The following is a 570-nucleotide window of genomic DNA, read 5'->3' on the forward strand; positions in this document are numbered from 1 at the left end:
ACAGGTCGAGCAAGGACGAAAGTCGGGCTTAGTGATCCGGTGGTTCCGAGTGGAAGGGCCATCGCTCAACGGATAAAAGCTACCCTGGGGATAACAGGCTTATCTCCCCCAAGAGTCCACATCGACGGGGAGGTTTGGCACCTCGATGTCGGCTCATCACATCCTGGGGCTGAAGTAGGTCCCAAGGGTTGGGCTGTTCGCCCATTAAAGTGGTACGCGAGCTGGGTTCAGAACGTCGTGAGACAGTTCGGTCCCTATCCGTCGCAGGCGTAGGAAATTTGAGAGGAGCTGTCCTTAGTACGAGAGGACCGGGATGGACATACCGCTGGTGCACCAGTTGTCACGCCAGTGGCACAGCTGGGTAGCTATGTATGGAATGGATAAGCGCTGAAAGCATCTAAGCGCGAAGCCACCCTCAAGATAAGATTTCCCACCGTAAGGGTAAGACCCCAGGAAGACTACCTGGTAGATAGGTCCAAGGTGTAAGCTCAGTAATGAGTTCAGCTGATGGATACTAATAGGTCGAGGACTTGACCAATAAATCTGTGCAGTTTTGAAAGTATGAAAAAA

General features: G+C 52.3%; 1 rRNA gene. It reads left to right on the forward strand.

Features of this window, described 5'->3' with window-relative positions:
* A 23S ribosomal RNA gene (locus BUA19_RS00015) occupies positions 1 to 538 on the forward strand; the annotation flags it as partial.
* Positions 539 to 570 lie beyond the last annotated feature (32 nt).

The organism is Tepidibacter thalassicus DSM 15285 (assembly GCF_900129915.1).
Taxonomy (GTDB): domain Bacteria; phylum Bacillota; class Clostridia; order Peptostreptococcales; family Peptostreptococcaceae; genus Tepidibacter; species Tepidibacter thalassicus.